At 62.9% G+C, this 19769-nt stretch carries 8 protein-coding genes; 4 read left to right on the plus strand and 4 right to left on the minus strand.

Translation table 11 applies throughout. From position 1 onward, the window contains the following. Nucleotides 1–11 precede the first annotated feature (11 nt). The gene (locus BV106_RS13680; RefSeq protein ID WP_038165506.1) at nt 12–740 is read right to left on the minus strand and encodes an RNA ligase family protein; all 729 of its coding nucleotides are present in this window, start codon (nt 738–740) and stop codon (nt 12–14) included. 239 nt (nt 741–979) lie between these two features. Between BV106_RS13680 and BV106_RS35530 the strand changes: the two genes are divergently transcribed. The 4 genes from BV106_RS35530 to fusA all read left to right on the plus strand — a co-directional run bounded on the left by BV106_RS35530 (nt 980) and on the right by fusA (nt 13241). Continuing rightward, nucleotides 980–4276 (plus strand): AAA family ATPase, encoded by a 3297-nt coding sequence (locus BV106_RS35530; protein ID WP_265595662.1) that lies wholly within the window; start codon nt 980–982, stop codon nt 4274–4276. Next, nucleotides 4273–7518, plus strand: coding sequence for an AAA family ATPase (locus BV106_RS35535; RefSeq protein ID WP_051945771.1), 3246 nt, complete (start codon nt 4273–4275; stop codon nt 7516–7518). Before BV106_RS35530 ends, BV106_RS35535 begins: the two co-directional genes overlap by 4 nt. A gap of 11 nt (nt 7519–7529) precedes the next feature. Next, nucleotides 7530–9842, plus strand: coding sequence for an AAA family ATPase (locus BV106_RS13695; RefSeq protein WP_051945773.1), 2313 nt, complete (start codon nt 7530–7532; stop codon nt 9840–9842). Between the two features lie 1257 nt (nt 9843–11099). Continuing rightward, the gene (gene fusA / locus BV106_RS13700) at nt 11100–13241 is read left to right on the plus strand and encodes an elongation factor G (protein ID WP_038165507.1); all 2142 of its coding nucleotides are present in this window, start codon (nt 11100–11102) and stop codon (nt 13239–13241) included. Between the two features lie 516 nt (nt 13242–13757). Here fusA and BV106_RS38490 read toward each other — a convergent pair. The 3 genes from BV106_RS38490 to BV106_RS13715 form a co-directional block, all read right to left on the minus strand. Next, a complete protein-coding gene (locus tag BV106_RS38490; RefSeq protein WP_265595663.1) occupies nt 13758–14963 on the minus strand; it encodes a hypothetical protein in 1206 nt (401 codons plus the stop codon). 105 nt (nt 14964–15068) lie between these two features. After that, nucleotides 15069–17066: a HEAT repeat domain-containing protein gene (locus BV106_RS13710; protein ID WP_038165509.1), complete on the minus strand. Its 1998-nt coding sequence runs from the start codon at nt 17064–17066 to the stop codon at nt 15069–15071. Nucleotides 17067–17229: 163 nt separating this feature from the next. Beyond that, nucleotides 17230–19761, minus strand: a complete 2532-nt coding sequence (locus BV106_RS13715) for a hypothetical protein (RefSeq protein ID WP_038165510.1) — start codon at nt 19759–19761, stop codon at nt 17230–17232. Nucleotides 19762–19769 lie beyond the last annotated feature (8 nt).

Raw genomic sequence — 19769 nt, forward strand, 5'->3', positions numbered from 1 at the left:
CCTGCCCCACATCACGCCCAAATATCCGCCCCGTCCGCCAACTCATTCGCCACCATCACCTGCTGCTGCCAGTGCGTGCTTTCCTTGATCTTCTCCACGAACTCCGGTCGCACGATCTTGGCCCGACCTGTGACCACGCCATCGGCCTCGGTCCGCAGATACAGACCCTCCATGCGATGATCCACACCACCCGCGCCGGGATGCACAAACTCCGAGACCCCGATCAACTCCTGCAACATTTCCTGCGTGGCAGCTCCCTCGTGCAGCACCGGCACCGTGGGGATGCCTGTGCCCTCCAGCAACTCCAGCCGCCGCTCCAGAGAGAGGAAGTGCCCGGCTTCTTTGTCATAGATGTCGAACTCAAAGAGGTAATGGGGCAGACCGCGATAGTGCACGCTGTGCCGCGCATAGAGCCACTCGCCAAAGAGGATGTACTGGTCCTCCAGCATCGTCTCCAGCACGGAGCGCTTCACGGCGGTCCATTGCTTGAAGAGATCATACTGCGGATGCATGCCCTCTGTGATCTCATGCCCGCGACATTGCAGAAACAGCTTTCCGTTGGTGAGGAAGTGGATGCCCACATTGGTGCCGTCCAGCTTCTCCTCCACAATGAGCGAGGGGTCTTTGACAAACGCCGCCGAGGCCTTGGGCCCCAGGTGCTTGTCATCGTCCGTGCCCTTTGAGCCAAAGAGATGCGGCGTGCGCGGGTACTTGATGAAGTTGTCTCGTGAAGCTCCCATGGGGCGGGGGAGTGAAGGTGGAACTATTCCTGAAGGGAAAAAGACGTGGGTTTTTTCCCGCCCGGTGAATCTGCAGAATCGCTTCCGAGCCGCACCGGGCGGGGGCGGAGAATCCTCGCGAACTCTCTCAGACTCAACTGCGCCTTTTTGCAGGGGACCTGTTAAAAAACGCAGGTGTGTCATGAAGGTGATGCTGGCATTTAGCTGACCATTTGTGTTGGATGCAGAGCATGTCAGAGATGGACACCGCTTTTTACCTTGTCACCCGGACGCTTGAGCTGAGCCCGGAGGGCGATGATCAGGTGTTGGTGGAGTTGTTGCTGGTGCCGGAGGCGGCCACCTTTGGCAACCGGGTGCGTCGTGCCCGCAGCGAGCTGCTGGATCTGGCAGGGGAAATCCTCAGCAAACATCCGCTGGATGAGCTCAACCGCCGTCTCGTGCGCAGCGAGCCCGCCCTGGCCAGGGTGGAGCTCACCGTGGAGCCTGCGCGACGCAGTGAGGCCTGGCGGGAGGGCGTTGCCATCACGCTGGAAGCCATTGTCTGGGATCAAGGCGCACATGCGGTCGCCACCGTGCCCGCCTTGAACATCGCTGTCATCGCGCCGGATCGTGAACGTCTGCCGGAGATGCTGGCAGATCACGTGCTGCTGGCCATCAAGCGGGAAGGGTTCAACCGGGATCTGCTCCAGCTCGCCCGTCTGGAACGAGGCACGCTGGAGCTCACCCGCCTGCACTGGACACCCAACCTGGGCACGGCCAAGGATCGCTGGAAACAACGCAACAAAGAGCCAGGGAAGCAAGACGCGCTCGCGCAGCTCTGCACCCGCATGGAGGGCATCTTCCAGCCCAGGGTGTTCGAGGTGCAGTCCCAGGTGGCCCAGTTGGCGCGGCTCTTGAATCTGGAGAACAAGCCCAGCATCCTGCTGGTGGGCCCCTCCGGCGTGGGCAAGACCGCGCTGGTGCAGAAGCTGGCTGCGGACCGTGGAGATCACGGGCTGGGGCAGCGTGAGTTTCATCGTACCAGCGGGGCACGTCTCATCGCCGGGGCCTGCGGCTTTGGCCAGTGGCAGTTGCGTTGTCGCGAGCTGCTCCTGCGGGCCCGGGAGCAGGGGGTGGTGCTGCACCTCGGCAGTCTCTTTGAGCTGCTCAATGTGGGCCAGAGCAGCGCGGGCAACGAGAGCATCGCCTCCTTCATCCGGCCGTACCTGGTGCGGCGGGAGGTGCAGGTCATCGCAGAGTGCACGCCGGAGCAGCTCAGCGTGGTGGAGCGCATCGACCCCCGCCTGGGCGATGCCTTCCGCATCATGAAGGTGGAGGAGCCCACGCCAGAGCGGGCCGATGCCATCCTGCTTGCGGCCTCCGTGGCCATGGCGGGTGATCGCGCGCGCTTCACCCGACCCGCCCTGCACCGCGTGGCGGCGCTGCACCGCCGGTTCATGGGCTACGCGGCCTTTCCCGGAGCACCGCTGCGCTTCATGCGGCGTCTGCATGAGAAGACGGTGGCCGACATTCTGGTGGAGGAGGCGGAGGTGTATGACGCCTTCACCAAGGAGACCGGCATGCCCCGGCGTCTGCTGGATCCCGCCCTGCCGCTGGACCTGGAGGCCGCCCGGCAGTGGTTCGAGGAAAGGGTGCAGGGTCAGCCGGACGCGGTCGCTGCCGTGGTGGCCATGATCGCCCGGCTCAAGGCGGGGCTCTCCCGGCCCGGACGTCCGCTCATGTCCCTGCTCTTCACCGGGCCTACGGGCACGGGCAAGACGGAGATGGCCAAGGCCCTGGCGGAGTTCCTCTTCCAGGCGGCGGACCGCATGATCCGGCTGGACATGAGCGAGTACAACCACCCCTGGAGCGCCCAGCGTCTGGTCAGCGGCAGTCAGGATGGGCGCGAGGGTCTGCTCACTGCGGCCGTGCGGGATCAACCCTTCAACGTGCTGCTGCTGGATGAGTTCGAGAAGGCCGACCCTGCGGTGTTTGACCTTCTGCTCCAGGTGCTGGGCGAGGCCCGCCTCACGGATGCGGCCGGTCGCACCGCGGACTTCAGCAACTGCGTGGTCATTATGACCTCGAACCTCGGTGCCCGGGAGTTCTCCCGCGGGCGGCTCGGCTTTCAGCAGGACGGGGAGACGTGGCGGAACGCGGTGGAGCACTTCACCGCGGCGGTGCAGGCTGTGCTGCGCCCGGAGATGTTCAACCGCATCGATTCCATCGTGCCCTACCGCCCGCTCTCCGAGGAGGTGGTGGAGGCGCTCACTCGCCGGGAGTTGACGGCGATCACCCAGCGTCCCGGCTTCGCGGGGCGCAAGCTGCGTCTGGAGGTCGCGGAGCCGCTCATCCAGCATCTGGCCCGGGAGGGGTATGATCCCCGCTACGGGGCGCGTCCGCTCAAGCGACGTATCGCCCAGGAGCTGTTGGCTCCACTGTCGGCGGAGCTGCCCTTCAATCTGGCACCGAAGAGTCTGGTGAAGGCGGAGCTGGGAGCGGATGGGAAGGTGAAGTTTCAGTTCACCAAGCCGCTCCAGCAGGCGGAGCATCTCTCCGGCATCCAGATGCTGCAAGAGAGGCTGGAGCACATGACGCGCATCCGGGAGTCCCTGGCCCAGCTGCGCATCTGCACCATGATGAATGCCTTGAGCGGGAACCTCCGTGTGCTGGAGGCCCGTCGTCGTCGTCTGAAGCTGAAGAGCCGCCGTCGGGGTGGGGAGGCCTGGGTGGCGCATGATCCGCGCTATGAGGCGCTCAAGGAATGTGTCACCACCGTGGACGGTGCGCACAAGACCCAGACCGAGCATGAGGAGACGCTCATCCTGGCGCTGCATCACGGCCGCCCTGCCGATGCGCCGGCGGTTGATCCCATCAAACAACACGACGTGGAGGAGCTGGCGCTGACCGCGTTGGAAATGTTCCAACCGCCCCCTGAAACACTGGTGCTGGAGTTCCGCGGGCAGCCGGGTGTGTGTCTGGTGGACTTCGTCCGCGTGTACCGCGCGCTCGCCCTGGCTGCAGGGGGCAAGGTGCAGGTGGGTTACTTTGCCAGGGAGGTGCCGGTCCGCCAGCGCGACGCCAGCGGCCTCCGTGCCTTTGTGGATGTGGATGAGAAGGACGTGCTCTGTGAATCCCTCGCCAAGGCCGATGGCGACAAGCTGAGCGCCATCGTGCTCTGGGTGACCGGGGGCCGCGCTCCCATCTACCTGAAAGGGGAGGGCGGCCTGCATCTCTCCCGCCGGAGCCGCCTGCCGGGCGACAGTGAGAACGCGAAGGGTAACTCCACGAACCAGGGGCAGCCGCCGGACTGGACCTGCCGGATCACCGTGTATGTGCCGGAACCGCCGGTGAAACAACTCAAGGACTTCCACCTCGCGCTGGATGGCCTGGTCGGCCAGCCGGATCTGGAGAGCGGCTTGATCCGCCGCCAGTATGATCCCGTGAAACAGATCGTGAAGGACGGCCCCAGTGGCGAGCGCGAGAGTGGCAAGTTTGATCCCGACTGGCTGCTGAGGGCGGCGCGTCAGCAGCTGCTGAAGGAGGCACTTTCATGAACCGCAAGCTTTCCATCCCCGTGTATGTGGACCACCACCGCGAGCCGGGCGGGCAGGCGCGCTTCCGCGTGCGGCCGCTGCTGCCGCCCCTGTGTGGCCAATGGGAGGAGACGGATCCCCAGGAGGACCGTGCGCTGAAGCGGCTGGAAGAGCGCCTGCAACGGCATCTGGCGGAGCTCGTGACCAAGCCGGATCATCGCTCCCTGCTCACCTGGAGCTTCAGTCCGGAGATAACGGGGCACTCCGTGCGCCTGCGCCTTGAACTCCGCCGTCACTCGTATGAGGCGCAGTTCTTTGTGGCTGTGTTTGATTCCGGCGATCGCCGTCTGGCCGTCCTGCCACGAGGGGAGGGGCTCACCTTCCTTTGGCCGGCGGGCACCCGGCTTGAGGATGCGTTGCAGCGGGTGCTCACCGAGAACTTCCGGAAGCTGGAGAAGGAGTCTGACGAGGTGGTGGACCTGGAGCCCTGGAGTTCCGGGAGCCAACCGCATGTCTCGCATGTGAATGTGGTGGTGCCGGGCAATCAGCGCCTGGCGGCGGAGAAGACTGGGCTCGTATCCCTGGGCCAGGAGGATCCCATGGACGGGCAGCAGGAGCTCTACCGCGTGGGGCGCAGCCTGGACCGCCAGTACCCACAGGAACTGCAGCGGGCCCTGCTGCGGGAGACGGAGGTCACCGAGCTGACCGGCTGGTTTAGCCGCAAGAGCAGCCACCTGCCCATGGTGGTGCTGGTGGGCCCTCCCAAGGTGGGCAAGACGGCTCTCATTCACGAGTGCGTGCGTCGTATCATCGAGTCGCCGCGAGTCTCCCGTCGGGGCCAGTTCTGGCACGTCTCGCCGCAACGCGTCATCAGCGGCATGTCTTACCTCGGGCAGTGGGAGGAGCGCTGGACGGTCATGCTCGCGGAGCTGCGGAAGCGCCGGCATGTGCTGGTGCTGGATGATCTGCCCGGCCTCTTTGAGGCGGGGAAGAGCTCCGGCAGCGAGCTCACTCTGGGCCATGTGCTGAAGGCCCGCCAGGAGCATGAGCCCGTCGCGATCCTCGCTGAGGCCACGCCGGAGGTCTGGGCGCGTCTGCGCGAGATGGACCGCGCGTTTGCCAGCATGTTCCATGTCATGCACGTGCGGGAGACGGATGATGAAACAACGCTCCGCATCCTGGTGCGCACCCTGCAGGCCATGCCGCCGGGGGCGAGAACGCGGTTTACCCTGGATGTGGTGCCGATGGTCATGCAGCTCCAGCAGCGCTTCGCGAGGGCGCGGGCCTTCCCCGGCAAGGCGGTGGAGATGGTGCAGGCCCTCGCCCAAGGGTTGAAATCTGCCGGTGAGAGTGTGGTGAACGGCCCGGTGGTGCTGGAGTGGTTCGCCAGCCGTCATGGCATCCGGCGGAACATGCTGGATGCCAGAGAGACGCTTGCCCCCGGCAGGCTCAGCAAGGCGTTCGCTCAGCGGATTGTCGGCCAGGAGCCGGCCATCGCCGCCATGGTGGACACGGTCCTCATGGCCAAGGCGGAGCTGCAAGACACCCGCCGGCCCATGGGGACACTGTTATTCCTGGGTCCCACCGGCACGGGCAAGACGGAGTGCGCCCGCGCGCTGGCAGACTTTGTCTTCGGCAGTGAGGAGAAGATGCTCCGCTTTGACCTGAACGAGTACTCGTCCGCAGACGCCGCCCTGCGGCTCATCGGTGGTCCGGGGCGCGGCGGCCTGCTCACCTCCCGTGTGCGTCGCCAACCCTTCAGCCTCCTCTTGTTTGATGAGGTGGAAAAGGCGCATCCTGATGTGCTGGACCTGCTCCTCCAGGTGCTGGGGGAGGGGCGTCTCACGGATGCCCAGGGGCAGACGGCGGACTTCTGCAACTGCCTCATCATCCTTACCTCGAACCTCGGTGCCGGCGTGGGCAGCCGCAGCATGGGATTCGGCGCGGCGTCGGCTGTTGCCGGCGGGGAGCACTACATTGAGGCGGCCCGCAAACACTTCCGCCCGGAGTTCTTCAACCGGCTGGATCGTATCGTGCCCTTCCACGAGCTGCGGAAGGAAGACATCCTGCATCTGGCCCGGGCCATGGCGGAAAAGGCGCTCAAGCGGCAGGGCCTGCAGGATCGTCACGTGGACGTGATGCTGCAGGAGGAGGTGCTGGCCGCACTGGCGGATCGTGGATTCGACCTGGCCTTCGGCGCGCGGGCCCTGCGTCGCGCGGTGGAAACCCATCTGGTGGAGCCGCTGGCGGTGAAGCTGCTGGACATGCCGGGGGATGGTGCGGCGCTGGTCAATGTGAAGGCCGGAGCGGATGGAACCTTGCAGTTCGACCTGAATGCCATTCGTCAGGCGGGCCAGCGGATGATCTTTCCTCTGGAAGTATCGGACGAGGTGCTGTGGTCGCTCATGGAAGAGGCCCATGAGGAACTGGATGCTGCCGATGATCGACTGGACGATTGGGAGTTCGAGGAATCGGATGGTGCAGTGAGCCCGCTGAAGAGCTGGTATTACCATCTGCGCGGGGAGATCAGTCACTTGCGTGAGCAGTTGCGCCGGGCGGAGGATTATCTGGTGGGGGAGGAGAAGGCCAGGAAACGGGCGGCCGCCGCACGGTCCAGCCATCCCGAGCCTCCGCGGAAGCGGGATGTCCTGCACATCCTGCCGGAGGAGGTGCTGGCCACGCTGCTGGATGATTTGCTGGCGAACCGCTTTGCAAGCCATGCGGTGGACGAGGTGCTGGCACAGGCCCGCCCCATGGATGAGATCCGCGGCCGTATCCTGCGTCTGCTCTGGCGGGCCCGGTATGTCAACAGCGTGTGTGATGAGAGCCAGGTGGAGCCGCAGATATGGAGATTGCGGCACCAGTCTCCGTCAGACATGTCGTGGATCTGGCTGCGCATGCCGTCGTGGCAGGAACAGGCCTTTGGCGAAAGCCTGTGGACCCAGGTAGAGGGTGATATCGAGAACGGCATTGTCAGTCTCTTCGCCCACGGAGCGGAGGCTCTCGTGAAAACGGCGCAAGGGGCGTTCGCGTCGGTCAATCACGGTCACCTGCGTGTGTTCGAGACCACAGTCACGGCTTGGCAGGGGCCAACGCCGCCGATGGACCCGGCAGTCATCCAGTGGATCGAGCTCCATGACCACATTCTCGATTTGCGGACCGGACTGCTGGTTAGGATGGATCTCCGCAACAACGCTGCGCTGGAGTTCGCCCTGGCCTACGGTGAGCCATCTGCTGCCGCCATTCCCCAAGAGAATCTCTGACATCTTCCCCCATGGCAAAATCCCAACGTCATCCTGTGGTCCTCTGGCAGACCGGCGAGCGCGCCTGGAGCGGCCGTCTTCTCAATGACACGGCCACCGACGGCACGGCCAGCGGCGTCTCGACGTCGGATGTGCTGCGCCAGCTCAAGGAGTACCTCATCGCGGTGGACCGGGACGATCTGCTTTGGCTGATCGCGCCAGATTTCCTTGAACCCGCCCTCCGCACGGTCAAGGTCGCGGCCGTGCCGGAGTACGAGTACCTCGTGGCCGGGAATGAGCAGCGGAAGCGCACGCTCCCCTGCCAGGAGCCGGTGCAACTGCGCCTGCCCTGTGTGGTGGGCCGGCGGGAGAGCGGTCTGGTCTGCGCCCTGCTGCCCACGCTGGATGTGCAGTTCGAGCTGCCCGGAGGAGACCGGATCGAGGAAATGGCGCTGCACTACGCCAGGCAGGCGCTGAAGGGACAGAACCCCGCCGATCTGCTGCGCTACCTGCCGCCCATGGACTGTCGGCTGGAGGAGATCGTGTACTCTCCGTGGCAGAAGAAGGACAGCGTCCGCGTGGAGCCTCCGGAGCACCTCGGCAAGGTGGCCGAGCACGTGGGCTCGCCCGCGATCCGGCGTCACGTGCGCACCTGGGAGCGGGAGACGGATGTCGCCCGTGTCCAGGCAAGGCTGGACCTGAGCAAGGGCAGCACCCTGCTGGTAGGTGGCCCCGGCAGCGGCAAGACGGCGGTGCTGGTGGATGCCGCGCGGAAGGTGGAGCGTGAACTCGGCCTGGGCCCGGGCGAAGCCCGCTCCCAACGTTTTTGGATCTCCAGCGGGTCGCGCCTCATCGCCGGGCAGCGCTGGCTGGGCCAGTGGCAGGAGCAGTTGGAGAAGGTGATCGCGGAGCTGCGTGCTCTGGACGGCGTGCTCTGTCTGGAGAGCCTCCAGGAGCTGTTGCGCCTGGGCGGCTCCAGCCCGGGCAGCAGCCTGGCGGCTTTCCTCGTACCGTATTTGCAAACCGGCGAGCTGCGCGTGGTGGTGGAGGCCACCCCGGAGGAGGTGGAATCCTGCGAGCGCGAGCTGCCCGCCTTTCTGGATGCCCTGGGCGTCGTGCGTCTGGAGCCGCTCGACGAGGCGCAGCAGGCCCGCATTCTCGACCAGGCCGCCCGCTCGTTCTCCGACCAGACGCAGCTCGACTTCACCGCCGATGCCGCGCGCGAGGCCGGACGGCTCTGTCGACGGTTCCAGCCCTATGCCGGATTTCCCGGAACCCCGCTCGGCTTCATGCACGAGGCGCTGAACCGGGCCCGCGAGGCCGGGGCACCCGCCGTGGATCTCACCCACATGCGCGGGCTCTTCGCCACCACCACCGGTCTGCCGGACTGGCTGTTGGATGAGAAAGCGTCTCTGGATGCCGCAGCTCTGGCGCAGTGGTTCCACGAGCGCGTCGTGGCCCAGCCCCGTGCCGTGCAGTCGGTCTGCCGCCCCCTGACCAAGTTCAAGGCTGGTCTCAACGATCCCCAGCGACCACTGGCCGTGCTGCTGTTCACCGGACCCACCGGCACCGGCAAGACCCAGCTCGCCAAGACGCTGGGGGATTACCTCTATCCCAACCGCAAGGCCGCCGACCGCATGGTGCGCCTGGACATGAGCGAGTACGCGGGCTACGACGCCGCGCGCCGCCTGCTGGGTGAAGCCGGAGGGGAGCCGTCTGATTTCATCAAACGCATGCGGCAGAATCCCTTCACCGTGCTGCTGCTGGATGAGGTGGAAAAGGCCTCCCCTGAGGTCTTCGACACCCTCATGAACGTCTTCGACGAAGGCCGTCTCACCGACACCCTCGGCCGCACCACCTGGTTCCGCAGCACCGTCATCATTATGACATCGAACCTCGGTGCCCGGAAAGGCGGCTCTCTCGGCTTCACCCCGGGCGATGCCGGAGCCTCCGCCCGCGTCGATCCCGCTGCTGCCGCCCAGTTCTTCCGCCCCGAGTTTTTCAACCGCCTGGATGAGGTGGTGGTGTTTGATCCCCTCGATCGCGACGCCGTCAAAGCCATCGCCCTGCGCGAGGTCGCCAGTCTGGAAGAGCGCGAAGGCCTTCGCGATCGCGGCATCAAGCTGCAAGTGAGCCCCACCCTCCTGGACAAAGTCTGCGAACAAGGCTTCGACCCCATCTACGGCGCCCGTCCCCTTCAACGCCGCCTGGAAGAACTCATCGTCACCCCCATCGCCCGCTGGCTCGTCGCCCACCCTGGTGCGAAAGAGGTTGTGCTCTCGGCCGATTGTGACTTGGAGGGCGGGGCCACCCGTGCGTCAGTGCGTCAAGGTGTTGACTCCTGAATCGGCATGCGAGCCCGCAGCCGGGTTGGAGTACCGGCTTCAGTCGGCTCAGTAGAAGCTGTTCGTAGTGAGACTCCCCAACCCTCCGACATCGCAAGCCCCCAGACGCGCCCTACACCCAATCGCCCCCACCACCTGGATGCGAAGCATCTTTGGAGTGCGCGCGGGAACCGCCGCTTTCGCGCTCCTTGTGATACCCTATAACCCAGCCCTTCACAAGAGTCCCTGACTTCCAACTCAGCAGCTCGGGGAGCGCACGCATCCTGCGTGCTGTTTGCGGCATCTTGCCGCGAACGTCAACCAGCGCATGACATCAGGTCCAATCGACGTGGAGGTGTTGATATAAATGGGCCGATAGAGGATGCTGTCGGCCTTCCCACCTGATCATCCTCATTGGAGGTACCCAGGGTCTCCGTCCACTTCGTGGCCTTTGCCCCTGGGCTGGGCTCTGTGGGCCTTTCTGGCCCAAACCCTCTGAGGGCACTTACTGAGGGCTGAGCCAGAGTCGGTTCCTTGGCGTCTATCCCAAACGCGCGCGATTGGTCCGTTCTCCTCACGTCGACAACCACAACCGCCTCTGCCCCCGTTCCGGCAGAGGGACTCGCTCATCCAGCCGTTGTCATCGCCATAGCCTGTGCGCTGTCGCGAACCTTGATCGCAACCCGCAACTTGCGCCCAGCAGCTCGCAACTCGATGCCGGAGGCATCACAGCCATTAGCCGGATGGTTGAAGGAGCGTAGCGATTGATACCTCCGGAAATCTCCCCAAGCGCATCCCATCCCGGAGGGATGGCAGCAAGGCCCTCTCCTCCATCACGCCACCATCCACCCACACGCCTCAGGTCTTCTGTCTACTATCTGGAAGTCTGGCGTCTTCATCCCTATACGCTCCCCACCCAACTTCAGATTCATCCCATCAGTGTTCCGTTAGTGTTCATAAGTGGTTCCTCCTTATGAATCTCCACCATCATTGACAACTTCGCATTTCATGTTATCCATTCCCATCCACGTATGAAACCCCGTGTCCTGAAAATAATTCAGTCAGCCCTGCTTCGGCAAGGGCTCGGGATGACGTGGTCATTCTCCTGAGAGAGAATTCGGACACTGTCAGATTTGGTTGCTTACCCCCGGGAGCCCTGCCGCAAGACGCGCCAGGGCCTTTTTGTCTTCAAGACACATCCACACCGTGCTTTCAGGATCCCGTGAGATGGATCCTGCCGGGGGAGCAGCGCCAACTGTCAGTGAACTCTCCTCAGTTATGAGTGCCCGTTTCAACGATCAACTTAGTGCCCAAGGCCAAAACCAAACCCGAAGCACCAACGCCACCGCCAACCAGGCCCAGGCGCTGGAGAAGCTGCGCAACATCGGCATTGCCGCGCACATCGATGCCGGCAAGACCACGCTGACTGAGCGCATCCTCCTTCACTCCGGCGCGATCCATTCGGCCGGCGAGGTGCATGATGGCAACACGACGACCGACTTCTCCGACATCGAACGCGACAAGGGTATCACCATTTCCTCTGCGGCAGTGCCCGTTCACTGGACGCCGCTCGCGGAGGGTGGAGTGACCCCGCTTCATGCGGGTGAGCGTCATCGTCTCAATGTCATCGACACCCCGGGCCATGTGGACTTCACCGCGGAGGTGGAGCGCTCCCTGCGTGTGCTGGACGGCATGATCGCCGTCTTCTGCAGCGTGGGTGGCGTGCAACCCCAGAGTGAAACCGTGTGGCGACAGGCCGACCGCTACGGCGTGCCCCGTCTCGCGTTCATCAACAAGATGGACCGCGCCGGAGCCAGCTTCGAGCGCGTGGTGCAGGAGCTTCGCGAGAAGCTCGGAGCCAACGCCTGGCCCATCGTCCTGCCCGACGGCAGCGAGTCCGAACTTCGAGGTCAGCTCGATGTGATCCATCAACGTGCCCTTGTCTCGCAACCCGGATCGCCTCCATCTCAATCGGTGGAAGCGCTCACGGAAGCCCAACAAGAACGCGTGCGGATCGCTCGTGCGAATCTCGTCGAGGCTCTCGCGAGTCTGGATGATGAGGTGGCGGCCTTGTGGCTGGAAGGTCACGAGGTGCCCTCTCTCGTCCTGCAGCAGGCGGTGCGTCGGCAGACCCTTGCCGGTCGCTTCCTGCCCGTGCTCGGTGGCAGTGCCTATCGTCATGTGGGGGTCACTTCCTTGCTGAACGCAGTGGTGGACTATCTGCCCTCCCCGGTGGACATGGCCGCGTTGCGTCCGGTGCCTGCAGAGGTGCCGGTGGCGGCGCTGGCTTTCAAGGTCGTCCGTCATCCCCAGGCAGGCCGCCTCGTGTACGTTCGCGTGTACTCCGGCAGTCTGCACAAGGGCATGGAGCTCTACAATCCCCGTACCCGCAAGACAGAACGTCTCGGCCGGTTGCTGCGTTTGTTCGCCGACCGTCGTGATGAACTGGATGCCGTGGGCGCGGGAGACATCTGTGCGGTGGTAGGCCTGCAGAGCGTGGGCACGGGGGACACCCTTTGCCTGCCCGGTGCCGGTCGCGAGATCCTTCTCGAGCCCCCGCAATTTCCTGAACCGGTGGTCAGCATGGCCATCGAGGCAGCCCATTCCAACGATCAAACCCGGCTGGCCACCGCGCTGGCCCGACTTAGCGATGAAGATCCTACTTTCCAGGTTCGCACTCATGAAGAAACCGGCCAATGTCTCATTGCCGGCATGGGTGAGCTGCACCTTGAGATCATCCGGGAGAAACTGTCCCGTGAGCACCACGTGGAAACCCGCGCGGGCGCTCCCGAGATTGCGTGTCGCGAGACGATCCAGCAGACCGCTGTGGCCGATCATGAGCTCAAAAAGCAAAATGGCGGCTCCGGCATGTATGCCCGCGTCAAACTGGCTGTCCAGCCGGTGGAGCGCGGTGCTGGGTTGTCGGTGGAAGACGCGGTCTCCGGCGGTACCATCCCGAGCAAGTTCCTCACGGCCGTCCATCGTGGTATCGCCGAGGCCGCCCGCAACGGCGTCCTCAACGGCAGCCCCGTGGTGGATGTGCAGGTGCGGATCCTGGACGGTGCCGCGCATGTGAAGGACTCCAACGAGCAGGCGTTCCGCCTCGCTGCCGGGGAGGCCTTCCGCGAAGCCCTGCGTGCCGCCCGGCCCGTGCTCCTCGAACCCGTCATGCGGGTGCAGGTGACCGTGCCGGAACAGCATCAAGGCGACATCCTGGGTGACCTCAACCGCCGCCGTGCCCGCATCACGGGCATGGAAGCCGGGACCGATGCCCAGGCCCTGGCCATCGTCACTGCCGAGGTCCCCCTCGCAGAGATGTTCGGCTACGCCGGTGCCATCCGCAGCCTGTCAAAAGGCCGCGCCTCGTACTCCATGACCCCATCAGGATACGAACCCGCCCCGGAAGGTGCGGTGAGGTGAGGTAAGCAGGTAAGTAAATAGGAAATACGAGGAACCGCTGACTGACGCTAACGAACGCTCATGGTGAAAACCTGAGGGTTCGAGGTGTTGGTCAGCGGTTCTTTTTTTGTAGCGCAGATTGGCAATCTGCTGTGCCGCCGATTGGCAATCGTCCCGGTTCGCCGAAGCAAAAGCGCTTATTCTCACACGAAGGCACAAAGGCACGAAGGACTGAATTGCTCGGATGCTCCTAAAGGAGGCGGGGGGTCCCAGCCCCGCTCAGTCACCGCACCCCTGCGCATGCAGAGTCCCTTCCATCCGCACGCGGTTCGAAACTGTTCGTAGTTCAAACTGCAGTTTGCTCATGGCGCACCACCCCTGATCGACTGAGGCAATCTGAAGTTCGAACTGCAAACAGCCCCCTCCGCACCCTGTCCCGGAGGGACACCGGACTGTAGCCGGTGGTGCCAACCACCGGATATCGAACGCAGAAGCATTTGCGTCCCGGAGGGACGCCGGACCCCGGCATCGAACACGTCACTGGGACTTCTCCCACCAGCTCTGGACCGCATGGCGGACGCGATCATATTCACCGGGCGGCAGTTCCTCAAGATGATCCGGATGATGAAATCGAAAGTTCTGGCCAGCAATCTTTGAGAGGATGATTGCGGCACAGTCCCCCACAGTAAGCATGCGATGGGAAAACCAGGAGGTGCGGCTGAAGTTGACGGAACGGGTCGGTCGTTTGTCTGCGAGCGCCTCGATGAGCATGGGAACCGCAGGTCTGCCAATCTTTACGAGACGATCCGCAGGTGAATCGTTCGGCTTGAGACTTGGCCAATTTTTCCCGATGAAGATGTCACAGGTACCCGGTTGGACGATCTGGTAGCCATTCTGATTCCTCAACCGGAAGATGTATTCCTGAACCTGGTCTTCTACTGACTTTGTTGCGAGGACATCGTCTTTCACGAAGTCATGGGTTGCATCCTCTGCTATCATTTCTTTCAAGAGGGTCGCAAGTTTGGCCGCTCTCGGGGCGTGAGGGCTGTTGGGGAACTGGCTTGCCCGCTGAAAGGCGGCGAGTACTTCCTGTCTTGATGGCAGCGCTGTTCTGCTCGGAACGTATTCGTCAATTCCTCCAGCCAGAAGGAATGCCTGCCACATCGCCAACTCCACAAACTCACGCTCCAGATACTCTCGCATGCTTTTGGCTGGCTGGGCGCGGTTGTCACGGATGAGGCCGGCCGCCGCATAGAGGCTCTGAGCCATCACGGCATCGCCTCGACGCCAACAAGCGTGGGCAAGATAAAAGGCTTCAGACTTCGGAGTTAACTCCGTCCCAAAACGAATTTTAGGCGGCGATTGGGGCGCTGAGGCCAGACTTGAAAGGTAGGAGCGGCAGAATTGGTCGAAGGGGCACGCGACGAAATTCAGCTCGTCATAGCGAGGTGAAGTGGCCGTTTCCCTCCTTGGCCTCTCTACGGGGCACAGGTAGGCGTCCAGGATCGTGAGGGTTTCGTCTCTCTGTTGCAGGACAAATGTCAGTCTCGAAGGGGTGGTAACTGCGCCTTCCGCATTGGCTCGGCGGATCTCCGCCCATACCGCATTTTTGAGGTCAGGAAATCCCAGGGTGTCAAACCACTCGAAGGACGTTCTGGCCTCTGATGAAAGTGGTGCCGGAGCAGCCATCGCGCAGATGCTTGCGCCCAGCAGGGACAGCAGAAAGACAAATGGGGATTTCATTTTTTCATGAAAGGTAACCAGGAAAATTGATGCTACGCAATCGCACCGTGGAGATCAGAGGCAGAGTATGGCGGCAACCGAGGTGATCGGTTCCCCCAGTCCCGTTCATCTCTTCCCCGTCCGCCTCTCAGCCCACTTCTTCAACCCCGCCGCCTTCTCCTCATCCCACTGCGTTGCCCCGGCCTTGGGCGTAAATGGGAAAACCTCCGGCTCGATCTTGTGCAGGGCCGAGAGGGCCACATCGCAGACGCGGGGTGATTTTGGCCATCCGGTAGAAACCATGCCGTTGATCGGCGATGGGTCATTCAAGGCGGTGATCAAAAGCTGCAACGCCGCCTCCCTGCTGCCATCATCCCGATGCACAAGAGAAGGTTCACCAGAACCAAACGCTTTATGATTCTCTGCCGCCAGCATCTTGGGCAGAGCGTCCACCACAGCAATACGCGTGCGAGCCGGCAGATCATCCCATCGCCCCTGCAACGCACGCAGCGCTCGGGAATCTCCGCAATCGGCAAGGAAGCTCGCGTAGGAACTCATCTCGGGATGCGAACGCGCACCGGCGTGAGACCCAGGTAGTTTCTCAAACTCCACGAGCGCCGTGGGCAGGGCCTCGGGATGCTGCCGGTCCCAGAGTTTCTGAATGGCCAGGAGCCTCGCCTCGGGATTGGGCGGTGTGTGCAGCATGGCTAGCAGTGTCGCATCCAATGAGGTGCTGTTCACGGCGCGAAACTCGCTCACCATGTCGTCAAGAATGCTTCGATCACGGGCGTTGCGGAGCCCGGCAATCAAGGCGGGTTCCAGCGCCTTCGGGTACTTGGCTTCCAGCACCCGCGCCAAGCCGAAAGGTGGGACGGTGCCGGACGAGAGCGCTTCCACCAGCGTTTGTTCCTCGCCTTTCGCCTGGACCTCCTGCCACCAGGCGTCGAGCAGCTTGTGGTCAATTTTGGCAGGGCTCTCTTCAAAGGTGCCCCACACAAATGGGCGAAAACTCCTCCCAGCAATTCGTTCCAGGATGAGCGTCGCGCAATCGCCGATCGTGAGTGTATGTTTGGTGAGGATGAGCTCGCGGTTCGAGTAACTTGCGCGTGTGAAGCGCGTGTCACTCAGTGCCGCGATGAGTTGTGGCACGGCCGGGACACCTGTCGCAGCAAGCCGGTTCGCCGGTGATTCGTCCCTGCTTGAAAGAGAATCAAATATGTCCGGGGCAAACGGATAGGCGGATTGATACGCCCTCTGATCCCGCAACCGGAACACCAACTCGCGCACCTGTTCCTCCATGGGCAGCTTGGCCATTTCCTCCTCAGATATCACGGGATGGCTCTTGTCCTCGGCGATCATCTGTTCCAGGAACTTTGCGGTTCTTTCTGCCTGAGGCGCTTCGTGGCAGTAAGGAAAGCGGCGGACTACTTCCATGAACGCGGCAAGGACTTCCGTCCTCGTGGGCAGGACGCGATTCTCTGGCCAGGGCTTTCCATTGCTGGTGAAAAGTCGGGCTGCCTGCCACATCGCGGCGCGCCCCATCTCCTGCTCCAGCAGATCTTGAAACTTCAGTCCTTCCGGCGGAGCCTTCCCGCCCTGACGTGTCGGTAGGTGAGATGCCTGGTCATAGAGCCCCTGGGCCAACTCCGTGTGCCCCCGCTGCCACGCCGCGTACGCCATGAAGAAGATCTGGGATCGATGCCCCAGCTTGGAGTCCTTGATGCTCCACATCGCCGGCGTGAGAGCAAACTTTTTGAGGAGGTCGAGATACTGCCGGGCGGCCCTTTCAAATTCACGGGGCTCGAAAGTGACCCGGCCTATCGGATTTGCCGGATGGAGCTGCGCCGTCATTTCTCGCAGAATCAGGTCAGCGGTCAGTACGTGAAATTGTTCCCCTTCTTGGCGGGTCACGAAACCCTGCACGGTACGATATTCGACCGGGCGGTTGCCTGTCTTCGATCCTTCACCCACCCACACCTCTGCCCATTTCGCCTCCTTGAGCTCCGGATAACCCAACGAGCTGAACCACGCAAAATCCGCCCTGGCCTCCGGAGAGAGAGGGGCCGCCGCACGCGCGGCAAGGGCCAGCGCGAACAAGAACGAGGCGATGAGGAGGGGTTTCATAGCAGCGTGGAGAATACCCCGTGCGCGGCGGAGGAGGCAAGGGGAGAGAATGGGGCAGTTCCCGATCCGGCATCCCTTCGGGACGAGACCCAAACGCCGCCAGCCTCGCATCAACGTGGCGGCGCAGATTCTTAATTTGCTGTGCCGCGATTGGCAATCGTCTCTATTTGCCCCGGAGATGGAAACGGATCAGGAAATCTCTTTCAGCGGGCAGCGTGGGTACAACTTGCAGTTCCTTTTCCAGCCGGGTCCACTTCGCGGGTTCGATGGCATCGGCAGGCATGCAGCTATCCCGTGAGAGCCCTCGCACCTGGTCGCCCGACTGCAGGGATGCTCCAAAGGTCACCTGGTCCGTCTGGGAGAGATCCCCGGGGGCGAGCACCACGTGCAGAACCACCCCGGTGAGGTCGCGGTTCCGGATGACCTCCACCACCATGCCGCCGATGCCCTGGGTATCATGAGTCAACAGATGCCTGGAAAGGGCAGTCAGGGTTTCAGGGGCGAATGAGGTTCCCTTGAGATTCTGCAGGTGCTGTGTGAAGCGGGCGGTTGCCCTTTCCTGGGCCCCGCCCGCCGAGGCTTGAGCGCCCAGTTCCACATTCACCTGGGAGATTTGCAGGGACTTCGCCGCGGGCAACACAGGCAGTCTTGCATCAGGCCCGGGGAGCACAGGCTGGCCCTGCTGGGTGCGCCAGCGGTTGATGGAGGCAAGTCGCTCTTGTTCGCGTTGTTTCCTATCTGCGCTGGCGGTGAAGGGGTGAGTTCCGGGATCAATTTGATGGAGTGCCCAGGATGCCAGATCACAAATGCGCGGATCGATGAATGCAAAGTCCCGGTAGGATCCTGAGAGGCCTTCGTCCACCGCTCTGTCGCTCAGGGCTAGAATCAGCAGTTCGGTCGCCTTCGCGCTGGCCTCTGGCGATGGTCGCACTGGTTTGGCGACGAACGAGGAATACCTGGGGTTTGCGGGAAGAAGATGGGCCATTTCGCGAACAAGATGTGATTTCTCCCGTGCATTCCGGAGGTTCCAGTTGCTGGAGAGAAGCTCAAAGGCGCGCTGCTCTCCGGTGGCAATGAGGAGTGAACCGAGTGTGCAGAGACGATTGGATTTTTCCGAATAGGGCGGATAGCCCTCCACGGCCTGCCACATTTCCATCATGGCGCGCAGCGCCTCCGGGTGCTTCCTCTCCCAGAGCACCCGCGCTGCGACGATGCGCAGGTCCATTTCTTCTCCGCTCCCCAGGAACTTGAGCAGCAGTTGCGTGGCTTCTGCGGAGGGATTCGTCTTCAAGTGTTCGGCATAGCTCTCGGTGATCCCCCTCTGTTCCGCCACCTTGGCCCCGGCCAGGACGGCGGCATCCACTGCGTCGGGGTACTTCTCCTTGAGCTTCCGGACCAGTTCCCCCGGCCAGTTCTTTCCTGAAGCGATTTCATCCGCCAGCGCTTGTTTTTCGCCTTTCTTTTGGATGACCTGCCACCAGTCCTCGGCTTCCTTGCGGACTGTGGCAATGTCCTCCGGTGTGGAGGATCGTTCTGGACTGGATCGGCGCAGGATGATGGAGTTTCCAGAGATGCGGCGCAAGATGATCGCGGCACAGTCTGCATTGGTCAGGATGTAGTGGGAGAATCGAAAATCCCGACCGTACTGCACGGAACGCGTCAGGCGCTGGTCGGCGAGGGCGGCGATGAGTTGCGGTACGGCTTCATGCCCGAGTTTCACCAGTCGGTGAGCAGTTGTTTCATGAGTGCGTTCCCCGCGGGTGGCGAAGATGTCGCAACTTCCCGGCTGGCCCATCTGAAATCCGTTTAGGTCCCGCAAGCGGAAGAGGTATTCCTCCACCTGCTTTTCAACAGGGAGCTTTGAGAGTTCGACATCGTTCACGCTGACATGGGTGGCGTCTTCGGCGATCATACCCTGCAGGACAGTCGCCAGTTCCGTTGCCCGTCCGGCGTGGCGACTGTTGGGAAACTTTGCCGCAATCTCCTGGAACGAGGAGAGCAAGGTCGTCCGCGGAACCAGCGGAACTTCTTCTCTGACAATTTGCTCAATGCCTCCCGCCTGCAGGATGGTGCGCCACATGGCCAGCTCGCCCAACTCCCGCTCCAGGTCATGGCGCAGCCCTGGCAGATCGGTCTTCTCATGTCCCTGCCGGTCCGGAAGGGAGTCTGCCGCCTCAAACAGCGCCTGCGCTCTGGCGTAGTCGCCCTTTCGCCAGCAGGCGTAGGCAAGCAGGGCCGTCTGGGCACGGCGGGAGGGCTGTGGGAAAAGGTAGGCGGTGTGGAAGGGCGGATTTGCCCCCTGCTGGATGCTGGTCAGCAGCTCATCCATGTCCTTCTCCAGAGAGCGTGGAGTGAATCCGACCCGGGCATACGAACGATCCGGCGGGGATGACGTCTGGAGGCGGGCCGTCGTTTGCGGGAGATGCAATGCGACAAAGGAAGTGTCATCATGCTCTGTGACAAAGAGCCGGTTGGTGACTGGGGTCTGGCCCGTGTACCCATCGTCCGTATAAGATCCCGTCCAGACCTCCGCCCAAATCGCCTCTTTGGGGTCGGGGTACTTGAGGGACTGATACCACTCGAAGCACTCCTTTGCCTTCGGCGAGAGGGCTGGGGTTTGGGCTTCCAGCGGGGAGAGGGCCAGGCCAGCCAGGAGAGGCAAAATCAACGACAGGTAAAGAACAGGGGATTTCATACCTGTTT

It is taken from the genome of Verrucomicrobium sp. BvORR106, assembly GCF_000739655.1.
In the GTDB taxonomy this organism is placed as follows: domain Bacteria; phylum Verrucomicrobiota; class Verrucomicrobiia; order Verrucomicrobiales; family Verrucomicrobiaceae; genus Verrucomicrobium.